The organism is Streptomyces sp. NPDC015131, from assembly GCF_043079975.1.
In the GTDB taxonomy this organism is placed as follows: Bacteria; Actinomycetota; Actinomycetes; order Streptomycetales; family Streptomycetaceae; genus Streptomyces.
The window spans coordinates 1,183,355-1,200,642 of record NZ_JBIBVB010000001.1 but is presented as its reverse complement, the minus strand read 5'-3'; the positions used below and the strand labels follow the sequence as shown (position 1 = coordinate 1,200,642).

Below are 17,288 nucleotides of genomic sequence, written 5' to 3'. Positions count from 1 at the left end.
CCGCGTGAACGGAGACGAGACATGAGCGGTACGGGCGCGAGCCCCGGCAGGCCGGCCGTCGCGGTGATCGGCATCGCCACGAGGTTCCCGCAGGCGGACTCCCTCGCCGCCTTCCGGGCGAACCTGCGGGCGGGCAGGGACTCGGTGCGCCCGATCCCTTCGGAACGGATCCACAGCACGGGGCTCGACCCCCGGCAGGTCTACCCGGAGCAGGGCTACCTCGACCGGATCGACCTCTTCGACCACCGGCGCTTCGGCATGTCGCGGCGCGAGGCGGAGGTGACCGACCCCCAGCACCGGCTGGCGCTCCAGCTCACCCTGGAGGCGCTGGAGAACGCCGGTTACGCCCCCGGCGGCCTCCGGGACAGCCGGACCGCCGTGATCCTCAGCTCGCCGAACAACGGCTACGCCCCGCTGGTGCGCGAGCAGGGCACCCTCAGTCTCAACGGCAACATCCCGTGCGCCCTGCCGGCCAGGATCTCGCACGTCTTCGGGTTCACCGGCCCCTGCTACGGCGTGGACACCGGGTGCAACGGCTCGCTCGTCGCCGTCCACCAGGCGTGCCGTGAACTCGGCGACGGTGACGCGGAGTACGCGGTCGTGGGCGGGGTGAGCCTGCGCCATGTGGTGCCGCCGGTGGACGCGCTGTCCGCCTTCCCCGGTCTGGTCTCGCCGGGCGCCCGGTCCCGCGCGTTCGACCGCAGGGCGGACGGTGCGGGCTGGGGCGAGGGCGGCGCGGTGCTGGTCCTCACGACACTCGAACGGGCCCTGGCCGAGGGCGCGTTCGTCCACGCCGTGGTACGCGGCAGCGCCGTGGTGCACAACGGCCGCCACTCCGCGACCGTCAGCACGCCGAGCGCCCGCTCCCAGGCGGAGGCCATCACCCGGGCGTGGCACAACGCCTCGCTGGACCCGGAGGCCGCCGGGTACATCGAGACGCACGGCTCGGGCACCCGGCTGGGCGACGCGGTGGAGGCCGAGGGCCTCGCGCTCGCCCGTCCCGGCGGGACCCGGACGGTGAAGGTGGGCTCGGTCAAGACCAACATCGGGCACCTGGACCACGCGGCGGGCGTGGCCGGGCTGGTCAAGGCGGTGCTCAGTGTGCACCACGGGGAGCTGTACCCCTCGCTGCACTTCGAGGAGCCCGCCGACGAGGTGGATCTCGACGGTGCCCGCCTGGAGGTGGTCACCTCGCTCCAGCGGTGGGACGACGAGACTCGCCGGGCCGGTGTGAGCTCGTTCAGCCTCGGCGGTGTGAACGCCCACTGCGTCGTGGAACAGCCCCCGGCCGCCGACCGGGCACGGCCCGCCGACGGCACACCGCAGCTGGTCGCGGTCTCCGCCCGCAGCCGGGCGGACCTGCTCTCCCAGTGCGAGCGGCTGTCGCGCGAACTCCGCCATTCCGAGAGCCCGTTGGCCGATGTGGCCCGGACGCTGAACGAGGGCAGGGACCACGACACCCACCGTACGGCCGTGGTCGCCCGGGACACCTCCGAGCTGGCCGCCAGCCTGGCCGCCGAGGTCACCTGGCGCCGGTCGGCCGAGGCCGACGACGTCGACGAGGGTGCGGAGGTGGGCGGGGCGGGCACGTCGGGAGGGGCGGGCGCGTTGGAAGGGGCGGGCGCGTCGGATGGAGCGGGCGCCGGTCACGCCGGGGCGGCACCCCGGGTGGTGTTCCTGCTCTCCCCGGACGCCACGCCGCGTGTGTCCGGCGGCCCGGATCCGCTGGAGCCGCCCGACCCGTTGCCCGATGCGTTGCCCGTGCCGGCCGACCGTGCCGCGATGGTGGCCGGGCAGCTCGCCGTGTACCGGCGGCTGACCGGGGCCGGGGTCTCACCGGACGGGCTGATGAGCGCGGGGATCTCCCGCTTCACCGCGCGGTATCTGCGGGGCGAGCTGGGCGCCGACGACACGGCCGCCCTGCGGCGGGCGCGCAGCGGGCAGGACGCGGCAGTGGCCGGCGACCCGCTGCGGGTGGAGCAGCTGCACGCCGCTGCGGACGGACAACTGACGGACGGGCCCGTGGTGTTCGTGGAGACGGCCGTGCGCGGGGAGATCGGCGACCGGCTGGCGGACCACCTCCACGGCCGCCCGGGCGCCCGCGTGCTGCGGCTGCCTGCCGGTGCCGCGAGCGCCGACGCCGCCGCCCTGGAACTGCTCGGCCGGCTGTACGAGGAGGGGGTGGACCTGGACTGGGCCGCCCTGCGGGCCCACCCGTCGGCGCTCCGGGTCCCGCTGCCGGGGCACCCCTTCACCGGCGTACGCTGCTGGGCCACGCCCCTGGGCGAGGTGCCGTCCCCCGGCAACACGCCGGCGCCGCCCCCCGCCCCCGATCCCGCGCCTGAGCCTTCGCCCTCGCCCTCGCCCGCTGCGGGAGTCGGTGGCGGGGAGTCCGGGGCCGTACTGGACTGGCTGCGCGGGACCCTCGTCGAGTTGCTGCACGCCGACGACGTCCCGGCCGGCGCGGACTACTTCGCCATCGGCGGCAACTCCGTGATCGCCCTTCAGCTGGTCGAGCGGGTACGGGAGCGGTACGGGGTCCGGCTCAAGCTCGCGGACGTCTACGACCACCCGGTGGTCGGCTCACTGGCGGAGGCCGTCCGCGAGCGGGCGCCCCGCACTCCCCCGCCGCCCCCGGAGACGGAGGCCGTCACCACCACGACACCCGCGGCTGCCCCCGAAAAGCACGGGGCGCACGGGGCGCACGGGGCCGAGGAGTACGGCACCGGCGCCCTGCCGCCGATCGTCCCGGGCGGCGACCCGGTGCTGTCGTACGGGCAGGAACGCATGTGGTTCCACCACCAGCTCGATCCGGCGACCACGCTCTACAACCTGCCCGGCGCCTCCCGCTACCGCGGCCCGCTCGACGTCGAGGCGTACCGGCTGGCCTGGGAGGACCTGGCGCGCCGCCATGCGGTGCTGCGCTCCAACTTCGCCGAGGCCGACGGCGGGCCCGAGCTGGTGATCCGCCCCGGACTGGGTGACTTCTTCACATACGCCGATGTCACGGGCGAGGACGACCCGCGCGGCGCGGCGGGCGCGGTCGTCGCGTCCCTCACGCGCCGGGCGTTCGACATCGCCGCCGATCCGCTCGTACGGGTGGCCGTGATCCGGATCGGCGAGGACGACCACATCGTCTGCTGGTGTATGCACCACGCCGTGAACGACGGCTGGGCCCCGCAGATCCACCTGCCGGAGCTGCTGGAGTGCTACACGGCCCGCCTGGAGAACCGCGCCCCCGCCCTCGATCCGCTGCCGGTGCAGTACACGGACTACGCACGGTGGCAGCGGGACCTGCTGGACGGCTCATACCTCGACGGGGAACTGGCTTACTGGCGTGCGCACTTGAGCGACGCTCCCGTGCTGGAGCTGCCCACCGACCGGCCGCGCCCCGCCCGGCGGGACTTCGCGGGCGCGACCCATGGGTTCACCATCCCCGGCCCGCTGGCGCAACGGCTGCGAGAGGTCGGCGCGGAGGAGACGGCCACGCTGTTCATGGTGCTGCTCACCGCGCTCACCGTGCTGCTCGGCCGCTGGTCCGGCCAGGAGGACGTCGTCGTCGGCACCTCGACGGTGGGCCGGACCCGGCCGGAGCTGTGGAAGCTGCTCGGCTTCTTCAACAACACCGTCGCGCTGCGCTCCGACCTGTCGGGCGACCCGGGATTCCGCGAGGTGCTGCGCCAGGTGCGGGGGGTGGTGCTCGGTGCCCTCGACCACCAGGAGATCCCGTTCGACCGCGTCGTACGCGAGGTGGTGACCGATCGTGATCCGAGCCGCAGCCCCCTGTTCGACGTGATGTACGTGCACCAGACGCTGCCGCCGGGCGGCACCTTCGGCGACATCGTCACCGGGCCCGCGCACGACCCGGAGCTGATCGAGCACCTTCCCGGACTGCCGCCCGGCACCGCCAAGTTCGACCTCTCGCTGATCGTCGGCGAGCAGGCGGACGAGGACGAGATCGTGGTCATGATGGAGTACGCCACCCAGCTCTTCGCCCCCGGTACGGTCTCCGCGCTGTGCGAGGCGTACCTGGAGCTGCTGGGCGCCGTCGCGTACCGCGAGGACACACGCCTCAGCGAGCTGCCCGGCGGGCCGCCCCCGGACCGGGGGGTCACGCCGGTCGTCCCGGTCGGCGCCCCTGCTGTCGGCTGTGTCGAGCTACGCGGCGAGGTACGGGTCCCCGAGCTGCGGGCGGCGCTGGAGGACCTGGCGGAACGGCACCCGGTGCTGCGTACTGGGAGCGGCGGCCCGCCGCTCGGTGACGGCTTCCTCACCACGACGGACGTCTCGGGCGAGGGCGAACCCCTCCTCGCGGCACGGGAGATCGCACAGGCGGAGGCCGTTCTCGTCCTAGACCCGGCCTCGGGGCGCCGGCTGCACGCGCTCCTCGCCACGACGGGCCCGGCGCGGCACGTCCTGCTGGTCACCACACACCAGGAGGCGTACGACGGCGGGCGGCCGGACGTGTTCTTCCAGGAGCTGCTGGCGCTGTACGGCGCCCGCCAGGAGGGCCGCGAAGTAGAGCTGCCAGATCTCCCCGAGCTGCCTGAGCTTTCGGGTGACGCTCATGCGCCGAGCCCGTCGAGCCCATCAATGGCGGAACAACTCGCCTACTGGGCGCGGACGCTGGCGGGGCTGCCCGACACCGCGCCGTGGGCCGACCGGGACCGGCCCGCCCACGGCACCGGGGCCACCGCGAGCCTGGGGTGCCGACTCCCGGGTGAACTGGTTTACTCCGTACGGCAGTCCGGGGCCCGGGAGAGCGTGCTGGCGGCCCTGACCGTCCTGCTCGCCGGGCACGCGGGGAGCGACGAGGCACTGGTCGGGTTGGCCTGCACCGCGCTTCCGCCCGGGGAGGCCCGTGCCCGGCTGGGGCCCTTCGCGCGGAGCCTGCCCGTGCGGGTGGATCTCACCGGCGACCCGTCGTTCGCGGAGGTCACCGACCGGGTGCGGCGCGCTGTCGCCGGCGCGGAGCGGCACCGGGACGTGCCAGTCGCCGGGATCGCGCGTGCGGCCGGGCTGCCCGGCGAGCCCGGCCGGGCGCCGCTGTTCGACGTGGCGTTCGCGTGCCGGTCGCTGCCGGAGGGGCTCGGCTCGGCGGCCGGTCTGGAGGTCGCGCCCGTACGGTGGCCCGGCTCGGACGCGGGACGGCTCACCCCGCCGCCCGCCCGCCACGCACTCGACCTGAGCTGGTCGCTCGTCGAGGGGCCGGGGCGGGACGAGGTGTCGCTCTCACTGGACTACCGCACCGAGCTGTTCGACCGCTCCAGTGCCCAGGCCCTGGTCGACGGGCTGGTCTCGCTGCTGGCCGCGGCCACCGGCGACCCCAGGGCGCCGCTGTCCGGCCTGTGGCCCGCCCGGACGACGACCGGTCACGCCGGCTCGCCAGGGGTGCACACCGGCACGAGCACATCCGCGGAGCCGGCCCCGGCGCGGCCCGCGCACACCGACTGACGCTGCCCGGCCGACGAAGGAGACCTCCAGCAGTGGGCGATCAGGAAGAGATACGACAGGACGCACGGGCGACCGTCCCGGACGGGGCCCTGGTGGGTGTCGTCGGCGCGGGCGTCATGGGCATCGGTGTGGCGCAGTGCTTCGCCGAGGCCGGCCACCCCGTCGTCGTCACCGACAACGATCCCGGGGCGCTGGCCTCCGGCCCGGCCCGGCTCCGCGCCGGGATCAGGACGGCCGCGCTGCTGCGCCGGGGGGACCGGCGCACGGCGGGCGGCGCGACCGGGTCCCGTACCGAGTCCCTGGTGACCTGGTCCGCCTCCCTCGCCGACCTGGCGGACGCGCTCCTGGTGGTGGAGTGCGTCCGGGAGGACGAGGACGTCAAGGCGAGCGTGCTGCGCGAACTGGACCGGGTCTGCCGGGCGGAGGCGATCTTCGCGTCCAACACCTCGTGCGTGCCGGTCGCCCGGCTCGGGTCGTTCACCGGCCGCCCCGACCGGGTCATCGGCACCCACTTCATGAACCCGGCGCCGCTCAAGGAGGCGGTGGAGGTGGTCCGCGCGCCGCGGACCAGTGCCCTCACCCTGGAGCGGACGCGGGCGTTCCTCGCCCGGGTGGGCAAGCATGCCCTGGTGGTGCGGGACGCTCCCGGCTTCGTCACCAACCGGGTGCTGATGCTGATGGTCAACGAGGCGGCGGCGGTGGTGGGCGAGGGCACCGCCGACGCCGAGACGGTGGACCGGATCTTCCAGGACTGCTTCGGCCACCCCATGGGCCCGTTGCGCACGGCCGACCTCATCGGCCTCGACACCGTCGCCGACTCGCTGGAGGTGCTGCGCCGTCACACCGGCGAGGACCGCTTCCGGCCCTGCCCGCAGCTGGCCCGCCTGGTCGCCGAGGGCAGCGTCGGGCGCAAGGCGGGACGCGGCTTCCACGAGTACGCGACGCCCCAGCACCTGGTGACACGGGGAGGGCCCGGCCATGACTGACCGCCGGGGCGCGGACGGGAGCGGGTACGCCACCGGGGAGCCCCACCCGTTCGTGGCGCTTCCGGACGCCGGGGCGCCGACCGCCGGCGGCCATGTCGTCGCCCAGGTCGTGGAGCTGCACGGCGAAGTGGACCTCGCCACGCTGCGCGAGGCCATCGCCCGGGTCGTCGCCGAGACCACCGCAGGGCGGGTGCGTTCCGGCGCGGCGCCGGACCTGCCGCCCGTCCCGGAAGCACCGGCCGGCCCGCCGCTGCCGCTGGTGGACCTGGGCGCGGAGGCGGACCCGCGGAGCGCGGCCGCCGCCTGGACACGGGCGGCCCTCACAGGCGGCGCGGAGCCCGCACTCGCGCGGTTCGCGGAGCCGGTACGGGACGGGGCGGAGCCCGTACGGGACGGTGAGGAGCCCGTACGCGGCGGTGAGGAGCCCGTACGCGGCGGTGAGGGTCCGGTACGGGACGGGGCGGAGCCCGTACAGGGCGGCGAGGGGCTCCGGCGGGTGTGGGGCGCGCAGGCGTTGCTGCGGCTCGGTCCGGACCGGCACCTCTGGTTCCACCAGCACCACCGGTCCGTCGTGGACCGCTTCGGCTGTGCGCTGATCACCCGCCGGGTGTCCGAGGTGTACACGGCGCTGGCCGGGGGCCGCCCGGCCGCCGACGGTGCCCTGACCACCCCGGACCGGCTCCTGGCCACTGGCCGTCCGGCCCACCTGTCCCGGCCGTCCGCGCCGGCGGCCGACCCGGGCCCCGAGGGGTGGCACGCGCCGGTGAACTCCGCGCCCGTGACGCTCGGTTCACATGACACCGTGCGGGTACGGGCGGTCGCCCGCGCCGCCGGTGTGCCGGTACGGGCGGTGCTGACCGCCGCCGTGGCGGCCTGCGCCCACCGGCCGGGCGGCGCCCCGGACCCGGTGCTCGGCATGCCGGTCGACGGGCGGCCGACCCGGGCGGCCCGGCGCCTCCCGGGCGCGTGCGACCGGCTCGTACCGCTCCCTCTGACGGTACGGTCCGACGCCACGTTCGCCGAGCTGGTCCAGCACGTGGCACGGGCGTCGCGCGAGGCGGGGCGGCCGGACCGGGAGCCGCGTCCCGCCCCCGGCGCTCCGGACGGGCGGCTCCGGCTCTCCGGGCCGATCGCCGACATCCGTACCCCCGGGTCGCACGTCCGGTTCGGCGACCTGGTCGTGGTGGTCCACGACGTGGTGAACGACCCGGTCCACGACCTCCGGGTCGTCATCGACGACGACCCGGTGGACCGGCGGCTGCGGATCGTCTTCAGCGGTGCGACGAACCGTCATGACGCCGCCCAACTCGATGCGCGGGCCCGGCACTTCGCACGCCTGCTGGGCCTGGCCGTGGCGCGTCCGGAGCACTCGCTCGGCACCCTGCACGCACGGGCGGCGGGCGAGCCGGCCGCCGGCGACCGGACGGTCGGGGCGCCCGCCGGGGCAGGCGGCCGGACGCTCACCGCGCTGCTGGAGAGCGCCGCCCGGCGGCACTCCGGCGCGGTGGCCGTCCTCGACGCGGGCCGCCGGCACACGTACGCGGAGCTGCACGCGCGTGCCAACCGGCTGGCCCGGCTCCTCCTCGCCCGCGGCGCGGGGCCCGAGTCGGCCGTCGGCCTGCTCCTCCCCCGGGGCGCCGGGGCGCTTGTGGCGATGCTCGCGGTGCTCAAGGCCGGCGCCGCGTACGTACCGCTCGACCCCGCCTACCCGGCCGAGCGGCTCCGCTTCATGGTCGAGGACACCGAGCCCGTCTGCGTGCTCACCGACACGGCCACCGAGGCGCGGCTCGCGGACTTCGGGAGCCGGCCGGGCCAGGTCGTCCGGCTCGACGAGCCTTCTATCGTACGCGAGTTGGGTCGGCTGTCCCCCTCGCCGCCGTCCGACGCCGACCGCCCCCGGGAGCTGCGGCCCTCGCATCCCGCGTACGTCATCCACACCTCGGGCTCGACCGGGACGCCCAAGGGGGTCGTGGTGGAGCACAGCGCAGTGGTCGCGCTGGTGGACTGGGCGGTGGCCGAGTTCGGCGCCGGGTCACTGGCCCGGGTGCTGGCGGCCAGCTCGTTCAGTTTCGACGTGTCGGTGGCGGAGATCTTCCCCGCGCTGGTGTCCGGTGGCACCGTCGAGGTGGCCGGCAGCCTCCTGTCGCTGCTGGACGACGACCCGCCGCGCTGGTCGGGCGGTCTGCTGACCGCCATCCCGTCCGTGTTCTCCGGGCTCCTGGAGAACGGTGGCCTCCAGGTGTCGGCGACGACGCTCGTGATGACCGGTGAGACGCTCCCCTCGGCCCTCGCCGCGCGCATCGGGGAGGTCGTCCGGCCGGGGACCCGGGTGCTCAATCTGTACGGGCCCACCGAGGCCACCGTCTACGCGACGGCCGCCACCGTCTATACCCAGGAGCACGTTTCTCCGGACCTGGAGGACAACGGCGCGCCGCCGATCGGCCGACCGCTGGACCACGTACGGGCCCATGTGCTCGACGGCTCGCTGCGCGAGGTGGAAACGGGCCGCGAGGGCGAGCTGTACCTGGCGGGGCACGGCCTCGCCCGGGGATACCTGCGGCAGCCCGGGCTGACCGCGGAGCGATTCGTCGCCGACCCGTTCGGCCGGCCGGGCGAGCGGATGTACCGGACCGGCGACCTGGCGCGCCGCCGCCCCGACGGGCAGCTCGACCTGCTCGGCCGGGCCGACGCCCAGGTGAAGGTCAACGGCTTCCGGGTCGAACTCGGGGAAGTGGAGGCGGTGATCGCCCGGCACCCCGCCGTCGCCGGGGTCATGGCCGGTGTACGGAAGGGAGCGGGCGGCGCCTCCCGGCTGGTGGCGCACGTGGTCCCCGCCGAAGGGGCCGCCCTTCCCGGCCTCGCCGCCCTGCGGGGCTGGGTGGCCGAACGGCTGCCCGCGCACCTGGTCCCGGCCGAGTGGACGGTCGCCCGGGAGCTGCCGCGCACCGGCAGCGGCAAGCTCGACCGGGGACGGGAACCGGCGGGCGTACGGCCGCTGGAGGCCGCTCCCCCGGCTCCGGCGGGCGTACGGCCGCTGGAGACCCGCCCCCCGGTCCCAGCGGGCGCGGCGCAGGAGGCCGGTCCCCCGGTCCCGGCGGACGTGGTGCAGGACGACGACGTGGCGCGGGAGGAGCGGGTGGCGCGGGCGTTCGCCGAGGTGCTGGGGCTGCCCGGCGCCCCGGCCGACGTCAGCTTCTTCGACCTGGGCGGCGACAGCATGCTGGCGATCCGGCTGCTGAGCCGGCTGCGCCGGGCGGGCCTCGTCGTGGCGCCGCAGGACATCTTCGAGCACAGGACGGCCCGGGCGCTGGCCCGGGTGGTGCGCCGGACACCCGTAACGCCGGCCCGGGAGGCGGGGGAAGCTCCCGGACCGGTGCCCACCGCAGCCGAGTACGGCGCGGAAGTGCTGCTGCCGCTGCGGGAGTCGGGCGACCGGCCTCCGCTGTTCTGCGTGCACGCGGCGGCGGGCTTCGCCTGGGGGTACGCGGGGCTCACCACGCCGCTCGGCCCCGACCGGCCGGTGTACGGGCTTCAGGCCCGGGGCCTGGACGGCACGGGGGCGCTGCCCGCGTCGGTACGGGAGATGGCGGCGGACTACCTGGCCCAGGTCCGGTCGGTCCGGCCGGCCGGCCCGTACCACCTCCTCGGCTGGTCCTTCGGAGGGGTGGTCGCCCACGAGATGGCGGTGCAGCTGGAGGAGAGCGGCGAGTCGGTGGCGACGCTGGCGATCCTGGACGCCCACCCCCTGGGCGGGGGCGCCGCCGAGGCCGGCTCCCCGGCCGCGCACGGGGCGGGTCCGGCCGCCGGCCGGGACATTCTCGGGTTCCTCCTGGAGAGCTTCGGCTACGACCCCGGTCTGTGGGAGGGCGAGTCGCTGACGTACCCGCGGGTCGTGGAGATCACCCGGGCGCAGCAAGGGCCGCTGTCCTCGTTCGACGAGGCGCGGATCGCCGCGCTGGGCCGGGTCGTCGGCAACAACGCGCGCATCAGCGGCCTGCACAGGCCCCGCCCCTTCGGCGGGGACGCCGTGATGTTCGCCGCGCGGGAGCACTCGCCCGAGACCCTGCGCAGCCTGTGGCGCCCGCTGGTCACGGGGGTGCTCGACGTCCTGCCGGCCGACTGCACCCACATGCAGATGGGGAGCCCGGCCGCACTCGGGGGCATCGGGCGCGTCCTGGCCGAGCGGTGGGCCGCCACGGCACCACGGGAAGGGTGGGCGAGCACGTCATGAACTCCACGCACTCCATGAGTTCTCCGCGGTACGCGCCGGAGCACGGCGGCCCGGAGGGCAGGCCGCCGCTGCCGCTCACCACGATGCAGCACGGGATCTGGATGGCGCAGCAGCTGGCGCCGACGGTCCGCTACCAGCTCGCGAGCGCGTTCGACGTCGCCGGGGACCTCGATCCGGGGCTCTACGAGGCGGCGTTCCGGATCGCCGTGGAGGAGACGGAGCCGTTCCGGTGCCGGTTCGGCGTCACGGCCTCCGGGGAGCCGGGGCAGTGGACCGGTCCGCTCCCCTCCTGGCGCGTACCGGTGGTCGACTTCCGCAGGGCCCCGGATCCGGCGGGCGCGGCGCTGGACTGGATGCGGGCGGACGCCCCCCGGCCGCTGGACCTGGAGCACGGCCCGGTCTTCCGGACCGCTTTCCTCCGCCTCGCCGACGACCGGGTCTGCTGGTATCTGCTCGTCCACCATCTGGTGGTGGACGGCTTCGGTCTGGCGCTGTTCGCCCGGCGGCTCGGTGAGATCTACGGGGCGCTGGAGCGGGGTGAGACGCCGGACCCGGGCCACCGGATGCCGCTGGACACCCTGCTGGAGGCGGAGCGGAGCTACCGGGCCTCGCCCGACTGGGCGGCCGACCGCGCGTTCTGGGCTGCGAACCTGGCCGGCTGGCCGGGAGCGGCCGGGCCCGGTGCGGCCCGGCCCGCGGTGCCCGTACCGAGCGGCGGGGGCCCGGACGGTTCCGCCCGGGCGGGGGAGGCACCGGTGCGCCACGCGTCCCGGATACCGGCGGACCGGGTGGCCGCCCTGCGGGCACGCGCGCGTGCACTCGACGTTCCCTGGACGGTGGTGGCGACCAGCGCCGCCATCCTGCTGGACCACGTCCGCACCGGCGGGGGTGACGAGGTGGTCGTGGGGTTCCCGGTCTCCGGCCGTACGCACAAGACGGCGGGCGCCGTCACCGGTGCCGCGTCGAACGTGCTCCCGCTGCGGGTGCCGGTCGACCCGCGCCGGCCGGTCGCCGACCTGGTCCGGAGCGTCGACCGGGCGACCGGCCTCGCCCTGGACCACCAGCGCTACCGGTACGAGGACCTCCGCCGCGACCTGGGCTTCACCGGCTCCGCGAACGCGCCGTACCAACTGACGGTGAACATCGTGCCGTTCAGCTTCGGACGCGGCTTCGCGGGGCGGCCGATGACCCTCCGGCAGCTCAACACCGGTGTGGTGGAGGACCTTTCGGTCGTCGTCCGGCCGGAGCGCGGCCGTTCCGGACTGATGGTGGAGGTGCACGCGGAGGCCGGGCGGTACGAGCAGGAGGAGGTCGCCGCCGAGGCCGCCCGCTGTGTCCGCCTGCTCGACCAGCTGATCGACGATCCCCACCGCCCGGTCGGCGAGCTGGACCTGCTGGCGCCGGAGGAGCGCCGGCTGCTCGTGCCGGGCGCCGCCCCGGCCGCGCCGCCCCCGGCCCCGACCCCGTCCGCCGTCCCGGCCTCGGCCCGTACGCTCCCGGAGCTGCTGGAGCACTGGGCCGCGCGTACCCCGGACGCCGTGGCGGTCGTCTGCGGCGACCGGCGGCTCACCTACGCCGGGCTCAACACGCGCGCCAACCGGCTGGCGAGGGCACTGATCCGGCGCGGCGCGGGTCCGGGACGCACTGTCGCCGTCCTGCTCCCCCGCTCGGCGGAGGCGATCGTGGCGATCCTGGCGGTGGCCAAGACCGGCGCGGCCTACCTCCCGCTGGACGCGGACTGGCCGCCCGAGCACCGGGAGCGGATTCTCGCCGACGCCCGCCCGTTGTACGTCCTCACGGAGACGGACGCGGCCGAGGCGGAGTGGGCCGAAGCCGAGTCGGCCGTCTCGGAGCCGGGCGAAGCCGAGTCGGAGCCGGTCGAGCCGGTCGAGGCGGCCGAGGCGGAGTGGGTCGTGTCGGGGGACGTGACCGATGCCGACCGCACGGAGCCCCTGACGCCCGGCCACGCGGCCTACGTCATCTACACCTCGGGCTCCACCGGCCGCCCCAAGGGCGTGGTGGTCCCGCACCACGCCCCGGTGGCGCTGCTGCGGGAGGGAGCCGCCGGGTTCGGCCTCGGCCCCGACGACACCTGGACAATGTTCCACTCCGCCGCCTTCGACTTCTCCGTGTGGGAGATGTGGGGCGCGCTGGCGCACGGCGGGCGGCTGGTGGTCGTCCCCCGCGAGGTCGCCCGCTCCCCCCGCGCCTTCCTGGACCTCCTGACGCGGGAACGGGTGACGGTGCTCAACCAGACGCCCTCCGCCTTCCGCGCGCTGGAGCAGGCCGACGCCGAGGAGCCGGGGCGGGGACGGGAACTGGCCCTGCGGTGGGTGATGTTCTGCGGCGAGGCGCTCACCCCCGCGGTCGTGCGCCCCTGGTTCGCCCGGCACGGGGACCGGGCGCCCGTGCTGGTCAACCTGTACGGCATCACCGAGACGGCGGTCCTGTCGACCCGGCTCGACCTGGACCTCGGCCACGGCACGGCGCGGGCCGTCCCGGTCGGCAGGGCCCTTCCGGGCACCCGGCTGTACGTCCTGGACGGCGGGCTGCGCCCGGTGCCCCCGGGGGTGGCCGGTGAGCTGTACGTCGGGGGCGCCGGCGTGGCCCGGGGCTACCTGCACCGCCCCGCGCTGACGGCGCAGCGCTTCGTGGCCGACCCGTTCGGCCCCGCCGGCTCCCGGCTGTACCGCTCCGGCGACCTGGTGCGCGCCCGCCGGGACGGCTCGCTGGAGTACCTCGGCCGGGCGGACGACCAGGTCAAGATCCGTGGCTTCCGGGTCGAACCGGCCGAGATCGAGGCGGCACTGCTGGCCGCGCCCGGCGTGGCGGGCGGCGCCGTGCTGGCGACGGGGGCCGGCACAGCGGGGAGGGCCGGAGCCGGGAGGGCCGGCGTACCGGAGGAGGAGTCGGCGCGGCTGGTGGCCTATGTCGTCCCCACCCGCGAGGCGGCGGCGGACGAGCCCGGGCGGGTGCTCGCCCGGCTGCGGGAGTTCCTCCGGTCGCGGCTCCCGGCGCACCTCGTACCGTCCCTCTTCGTCCCGCTCGACCGGCTGCCGCTCACCGCCAACGGGAAACTGGACCGGGCGGCGCTCCCCTCCCCCCGTACCCACGCGCTCACGCCGTCACGGGCGCCGGGCACCCCGCTGGAAGCGGAACTGGCCGGGCTGTACGCCGGTGTGCTCGGTGTGGACCGCGTGGGCGCCGACGACGACTTCTTCGACCTCGGGGGCGACAGCCTGCGCGCGACCCGGCTGGTCGCCCTGGTGCGCCGGGCCGGGCTCGACGCACGGGCCGGTCTGGACGTCCGGGACGTCTTCGCCCACCCGACGGTCGCGGGGCTCGCCGCCCACCTCGCCACCGCCCTCGCCGCCCACCCGGGCTCCCCGGACTCCCTGGGCTCCCCGGACACCCCGGGCGACCCGGACTCCCCGGGCGACCCGGGCCGGCGGGGCGGCACCCCCGTGGTGCCGGTGGCCCGGCCGCCCCTCCCCCGGCTGCCGCGCGCCGGGGAGCGGGGCGCCGAGCCGGTGCCGCTCTCCCACGGCCAGCGGCGCTTCTGGTTCCTGCACAGGCTGGCCGGCCCGGACAGCACGTACAACGTCCCGCTGGTGCTCCGCTGGGACGCCGAGCCGGACCAGGAGGCGCTCCGTGCCGCCCTGGGCGACCTGACGGCCCGGCACGAGACCCTGCGCACCCTCGTCCGGCAGCACGACGGCCGGGCGGTCCAGCACATCCTGCCGCCCGAGGCACCGGGCGCCCGCCCGGACCTCGCCGTGGAGCAGGTGGCCCCCGGCCGGCTCGGGGACGCGCTGAACGCGGTGGCCGGGCGCCCCTTCGACCTGGAGGGCGAACTCCCGCTGCGGGCGGTCCTGTTCAGCACAGGGCAGTCCTCACCCGGGCCGACCCTGCTTCTGCTGCTCCACCACATCGCGTGCGACCGCGCCTCGCTGGGGCGGCTGCTGGACGATCTCGGCACCGCGTACCGGTCCCGGGTCCGGGGCGCCGCGCCCGACTGGGCGCCGCTGCCCGTCCAGTACGCCGACTTCACCCGCTGGCAGCGGGAACTGCTCGGCGCCGACGACGAGCCCAGCGCCCTGCGGAGCGGCCAACTGGCCTACTGGGACAAGGCCCTGGCCGGTCTGCCGGAGCGCATCGCGCTGCCCGCCGACCGCGCGGAGCCCGCCCCGTCCGGGCGTCCGGCGCACCACGCTGCCGGCACCGTGGCGTTCACCGTCCCCGCCGATGTGCACGGGCGGCTGCTGGAGCTGGCCTCGGCCGAACGGGCCAGCCTCTTCATGGTGGTGCACGCCGGGCTGGCCGCCCTGCTCACCCGCCTCGGCGCGGGCACCGACATCCCGGTCGGCACGGCCGTGTCCGACCGCGGCCACGAGGAACTCGACGGCCTCGTCGGCTTCTTCGTGAACACGCTCGTCCTGCGTACGGACACCTCCGGTGAGCCGACCTTCCGTGAGCTGCTCCGCCGGGTCGTCCACGCCGATCTGGAGGCCCTCGCCCACCAGGACGTGCCCTTCGACCTGGTGGTGGAGGCGCAGGGGCCGCGCCGGGCGGCGAGCGGGCGTGCCGTGTTCGGCCGGCCCCTGTTCCAGGTGATGCTGGTGCTGTCGCCGTCGCTGCCCGCGCGGCTGGAGCTGCCGGGCGCGTCCGCCTCGGTGGAGCCGGCCGGCGGGGGTGGAGCCGGATTCGACCTGACCTTCGCGCTGTTCGAGCGGCGGGGCCCCGACGGCACCAGCCTGGGCATCGACGGGGTCGTGGAGTACCGGACCGAGCTGTTCGACCGGTCCACCGCCGAGGCCCTCCGCACCGGCTTCGCGCGGCTGCTGCGGACGGTCGCCGCGGCCCCGGACACCCTCGTGGGCGCCGTCGGCCCGTCCGGGGCGGAGGACGTGGGGGAACGGCCCGGCTAGAAGAGGCCGAGCTTCTTCGGGGAGTAGCTGACGAGGAGGTTCTTGGTCTGCTGATAGTGGTCGAGCATCATCTTGTGGCCCTCGCGCCCGATGCCCGACTGCTTGTAGCCGCCGAAGGCCGCGTGCGCCGGGTAGGCGTGGTAGCAGTTGGTCCAGACGCGGCCCGCCTGGATGGCGCGGCCGGCGCGGTACGCGGTGGTGGCGTCGCGGGTCCAGACGCCGGCGCCGAGCCCGTACGGTGTGTCGTTCGCCAGCGCGACGGCCTCGTCGAGCCCGGAGAAGGACGTGACCGCGGCGACCGGGCCGAAGATCTCCTCCTGGAAGACGCGCATGCGGTTGTCGCCCTCGAAGACGGTCGGCCGGACGTAGTAGCCGCCCGCGAGTTCGCCGCCGTACTCCACGCGCTCGCCGCCGGTGAGGATCTTGGCGCCCTCCTGCCGGCCGATGTCGAGGTACGACAGGATCTTCCGGAGCTGTTCCTGGGATGCCTGGGCGCCGATCATGGTGGCCGTGTCCAGGGGGTGGCCGGCCACGATCCGCTCGGTGCGGGCGACGGCGGCCTCCAGGAACTCGCCGTAACGGCCCTGCTGGACCAGCGCGCGGGAGGGGCAGGTGCACACTTCGCCCTGGTTGAGGGCGAACATGGTGAAGCCCTCCAGCGCCTTGTCGCGGAAGTCGTCGTCCACCGCCCACACGTCGTCGAAGAAGATGTTCGGCGACTTCCCGCCCAGCTCCAGCGTGACCGGGGTGATGTTCTCGGAGGCGTACCGCATGATCAGCCGCCCGGTGGTCGTCTCGCCGGTGAAGGCGACCTTGGCGACGCGCGGGCTGGAGGCCAGCGGCTTGCCCGCCTCCTCGCCGAAGCCGTTGACGATGTTGACGACTCCGGGCGGGAGGAGGTCGCCGATCAGGTCCATCAGGACGTGGATGGACGCGGGGGTCTGCTCGGCGGGCTTGAGGACGACCGCGTTGCCCGCGGCGAGCGCCGGGGCCAGCTTCCAGGCGGCCATCAGCAGCGGGAAGTTCCACGGGATGATCTGCGCCACGACGCCGAGCGGTTCGTGGAAGTGGTACGCGACGGTGTCCTCGTCGAGTTCGCTGAGCGCGCCCTCCTGTGCCCGCAGGACGCCCGCGAAGTAGCGGAAGTGGTCGACCGCCAGGGGCAGGTCGGCGGCGAGCGTCTCGCGGACCGGTTTGCCGTTGTCCCAGGTCTCCGCGACGGCCAGCCGCTCCAGGTTCTCCTCCATGCGGTCGGCGACGCGCAGCAGGACGCCCGCCCGTTCGGCCGGGGCGGTCCTCCCCCAGGCGGGTGCCGCCGCGTGCGCCGCGTCGAGGGCGCGTTCGACGTCCTCGGCCGTACCGCGCGCGATCTCGGTGAAGGGCCGGCCGTCGACGGGGCTCGGGTTCTCGAAGTACCGGCCCTGGACGGGCGGGACGTACGCGCCGCCGATCCAGTGGTCGTAGCGGGAGGCGTACGAGACGATCGCGCCCTCGGTGCCGGGCACTGCGTAGCGGGTCATCGGTGAGCCTTTCTCGCACGGGCCGGCCGGGTCCTGGCCGGCGGGGCCGGGGGACGGGGCGGGTACGTGGCGCGCCGTGTCGCCGCCCGCCGTCGGGCGACGCTCGCGGCGAGACTAGGGACCGGGACGTTGCGACCCCGTTGCGGGCCGGGACCCGCGCCCGAACGGC

At 75.7% G+C, this 17,288-nt stretch carries 5 protein-coding genes; 4 read left to right on the top strand and 1 reads right to left on the bottom strand.

Annotated elements, in window-relative coordinates; genetic code table 11:
• Positions 1-21: 21 nt before the first annotated feature.
• The 4 genes from ACF08D_RS04935 to ACF08D_RS04920 are packed head-to-tail and all read left to right on the top strand — an operon-like array spanning position 22 to position 15,599.
• Positions 22-5,454 carry a condensation domain-containing protein gene (locus ACF08D_RS04935; protein WP_392221090.1) on the top strand — a complete coding sequence of 1,811 codons (5,433 nt, stop codon included), beginning with the start codon at positions 22-24 and terminating at the stop codon, positions 5,452-5,454.
• A 32-nt stretch (positions 5,455-5,486) separates the two neighbouring features.
• Positions 5,487-6,440, top strand: coding sequence for a 3-hydroxyacyl-CoA dehydrogenase family protein (locus ACF08D_RS04930; RefSeq protein ID WP_392221089.1), 954 nt, complete (start codon positions 5,487-5,489; stop codon positions 6,438-6,440).
• Positions 6,433-10,671: an amino acid adenylation domain-containing protein gene (locus tag ACF08D_RS04925; protein ID WP_392221088.1), complete on the top strand. Its 4,239-nt coding sequence runs from the start codon at positions 6,433-6,435 to the stop codon at positions 10,669-10,671. Before ACF08D_RS04930 ends, ACF08D_RS04925 begins: the two co-directional genes overlap by 8 nt.
• Positions 10,672-10,685: 14 nt before the next feature.
• On the top strand, positions 10,686-15,599 hold the full coding sequence (locus tag ACF08D_RS04920; RefSeq protein ID WP_392221087.1) for an amino acid adenylation domain-containing protein: 4,914 nt from the start codon (positions 10,686-10,688) through the stop codon (positions 15,597-15,599).
• On the opposite strand, the gene ACF08D_RS04915 is transcribed toward ACF08D_RS04920, so the two are convergent.
• Positions 15,596-17,119 carry an aldehyde dehydrogenase family protein gene (locus ACF08D_RS04915; protein WP_392221086.1) on the bottom strand — a complete coding sequence of 508 codons (1,524 nt, stop codon included), beginning with the start codon at positions 17,117-17,119 and terminating at the stop codon, positions 15,596-15,598. The two genes, ACF08D_RS04920 and ACF08D_RS04915, sit on opposite strands and share 4 nt — an antisense overlap.
• Positions 17,120-17,288 lie beyond the last annotated feature (169 nt).

Coding starts and splice junctions, on each gene's coding strand:
- ACF08D_RS04925 (WP_392221088.1), top strand. CDS start 6,433: ATGACTGACCGCCGGGGCGCGGACGGGAGCGGGTACGCCACCGGGGAG.
- ACF08D_RS04935 (WP_392221090.1), top strand. CDS start 22: ATGAGCGGTACGGGCGCGAGCCCCGGCAGGCCGGCCGTCGCGGTGATC.
- ACF08D_RS04915 (WP_392221086.1), bottom strand. CDS start 17,119: ATGACCCGCTACGCAGTGCCCGGCACCGAGGGCGCGATCGTCTCGTAC.
- ACF08D_RS04920 (WP_392221087.1), top strand. CDS start 10,686: ATGAGTTCTCCGCGGTACGCGCCGGAGCACGGCGGCCCGGAGGGCAGG.